This is a genomic window from Glaciimonas sp. Gout2, assembly GCF_035018905.1.
Classification (GTDB): Bacteria; Pseudomonadota; Gammaproteobacteria; order Burkholderiales; family Burkholderiaceae_D; genus Glaciimonas.
The window spans coordinates 1-2,630 of record NZ_JASJXA010000105.1; the positions used below are offsets into that span (position 1 = coordinate 1).

The window sequence follows — 2,630 nt, forward strand, 5'->3', positions numbered from 1 at the left end:
TGCGTATTCTGGTCAACGTGACCGCTCATTCTGGCCGATCGTGACCGCTGCGCCTGCGATGTTGTTACGCGGTTAAATTGTAATGTCTGCGGTCACGATGGGTCGATAGTTTTCTCCTTTTTGCTGGTTTTAGGTCGTTCTGCGCCACGCAGTGAATCGCCGGTCAGTGTCAGCCGATGATTGCGCTGCAGAATGCGGTCCAGGATGGCGTCGGCAATAGTGGCGTCGCCAATCCAGGCATGCCAATGGTCAACAGGAAGTTGACTGGTAATAATCGTCGCTCTGTTTGCCGCCCGGTCGTCAATCATCTCCAGCAAGTCGGAACGGGTCGTGCTGTCGATCGCGCCCATGCCCCAGTCATCAAGTACCAAGACATCGATCTTGGCGAGTTGGAGCAGCCATTTCCCAAAGCTGCCGCTGCCGTGCCGGATGCGTAGTTCTTCCTGTAGACGGGGTACGCGTTGATAAACAGCAGAGTATCCGCGCCGACAGGCGTACTGTGCCAGTGCGCAGGCCAGCCACGATTTGCCAGCACCGGTCGGTCCGGTAATGAGAATGCTGTGGCCAGCACTGACCCAATCTCCCAGCGCCAGACTCATCACTTCACGGCGGTCGATGCCACGCCCCGAGCGGGCATCAATGTCTTCAATCGCCGCTTGTGCGTATTTCAGGTGGGCGTTCTTAAGCAGGCGCAGGAGCTTGCGGTCATTGCGGCAATGGACTTCGCGATCAACCAAGAGTGCCAGACGTTCCTCGAAACTCATCGCCGCCATACTGGCCTGCGTCAATTGTTCCTCCAGTCCGGTCGCTAAGCCATCGAGTTTTAAGGTCCGCAATTGGGCCAGAGTGGTATGCATCATCATCGTTGACATCCTCATTGATAGTAATCAGGGCCACGCACATGGGCATGGTCAGGACTGACCCAATCGCCAACTGGGGCACACGGTGTGCGATCACGGTTATTTTTGAGAATGTCACGGACGTGGCGGTATTGGCAGGCACCGAGCTGTAAGGCCAGCATGCATCCTGCTTCAAGACGTGGCTTGCCGTAGCGCTTGGCCAATGACAGCAGACCAAGACAGGCACGGTAGCCGTGCTCGGGATGTCTGTTCTCGGCCATCAGACGCGTCACCGCCTCCGCTGTCGCCGTACCGATGGTCTGTCCCCAGTGAATCAGTCGCTGTGGCGTCCATTCCAATTGCGCACGATGCGCCACCGGCATATGCAGGGTGTCGGTGGTGAACCCGCCTTCGCCACTGTTGCGCGGATGACTGGCGACACGTTGACCGCGATGCAGGATTTCCACTGTCGTCGCTGTCATCCGGGCTTCCAGCACCTGACCGACCAGGGCTTGCGGCACACTGTAGTGATGGCGGCCGATCTCAACGTGGTAATCGTTATGCACCCTGACAGTCTTGAAATGCGCCATCTCATAACATTGCAATGGCAAAGGCCGTAGCGCCGGGACATCGAGTTGGGCAAACGCACTGGCGCGACTACCGGGTAGCTTCTGAAACGGCTTATCGTTAAGTACGCTCAGCAGCGGTGCGATGGCGACATCGACCTCGTGGACGCTGCTAAATTGCTGATGTCGCAGACGCGCCATGATCCAGCGCTCGACGATCTGCACTGCTGATTCGGCCTTCGCTTTATCCTGAGGATGACGCGGACGGGCTGGCAAGATGGAGGTGCCGTAGTGGCGCGCAAAATCGCGTACGGTGTCGTTACTGCGTGGTTCGTAGCGATTGGCGTCGGCGATCATAGCCTTCGGATTATCGGGAACAATCAACTGCGGTACCCCGCCGAAGAAGCGCAGCGCACGCGCTGTCGAAGTGAGCCAGTCGGCCATCGTCTCACGCGGCGTAGCACAGGCATAGGTGTAGCTCGATGCGCCCAGAGCAGCGACGAAGATGTGGGCACGGCTACCATCAGTGAGACCGATAGTCGGACCAGCATAATCAATGAACAGTTTCTCGCCAGCCCGGTGAATCTGGCGCATAGAGCGTTTGAGCTGTTTGGCAAACTGCCGGTAATTCACGCAGAACTGTGAGTAGGCATAGGTCTGGTGCTGGGCATAATCGGCACGATACTCTTCCCATAGCAACATCAGCGTCATCCCCTTGCGCCGCAGTTCGTGATGCAGCCTGGCGTAATCTGGCTGGACATGGTCTCGGGTCCGTTCTGGCGTGACCAAAAGCCGGTGCGCCAACTCGGTGTCGTCTACATCTTGCACCGCCGACCAGTCCAAACCGGCAACGGCGGCCAGGCCGACATACTTGGTGACGACTCCTTTTGAAATCCCCAGTGCTGCGGCAATCTGCTGGTGCGATAGTTTGGCATCCAGTTTTAAACGTAATACGTCTTTTATCTTACGCATAGTGATCCTTTGTACGGGCACGTTGTCTCCAGACAAACTGGAAGCGTACCCGTTCGGTTGCTCTATGCGTAACATCATCACGGTGCTGTACGACACCATTCCGGTATCGTGACCGATGATTCTGCTATCGTGACCGCCGATTCTGGTCGGGCTTGAAATCGGTCACGATAGACCGGAATGAGCGGTCACGATGCGCCAGAATGGTCGGTCACGATAGACCAGAATCGGTGGTCACGATCGGCCAGAATACCCA

At 57.1% G+C, this 2,630-nt stretch carries 2 protein-coding genes; both read right to left on the bottom strand.

Going from position 1 to position 2,630, the window contains the following annotated elements; translation table 11 throughout:
• Nucleotides 1-92: 92 nt before the first annotated feature.
• The gene (gene istB, locus QN379_RS23265) at nucleotides 93-863 is read right to left on the bottom strand and encodes an IS21-like element helper ATPase IstB (protein WP_322232626.1); all 771 of its coding nucleotides are present in this window, start codon (nucleotides 861-863) and stop codon (nucleotides 93-95) included.
• A gap of 11 nt (nucleotides 864-874) precedes the next feature.
• On the bottom strand, nucleotides 875-2,398 hold the full coding sequence (gene istA, locus QN379_RS23270) for an IS21 family transposase (RefSeq protein ID WP_322240175.1): 1,524 nt from the start codon (nucleotides 2,396-2,398) through the stop codon (nucleotides 875-877).
• Between the last annotated feature and the right edge of the window lie 232 nt (nucleotides 2,399-2,630).

Bases quoted from the DNA above. Each gene is read 5' to 3' on its own strand.
- istB (WP_322232626.1), bottom strand. From the start codon at position 863: ATGATGATGCATACCACTCTGGCCCAATTGCGGACCTTAAAACTCGAT.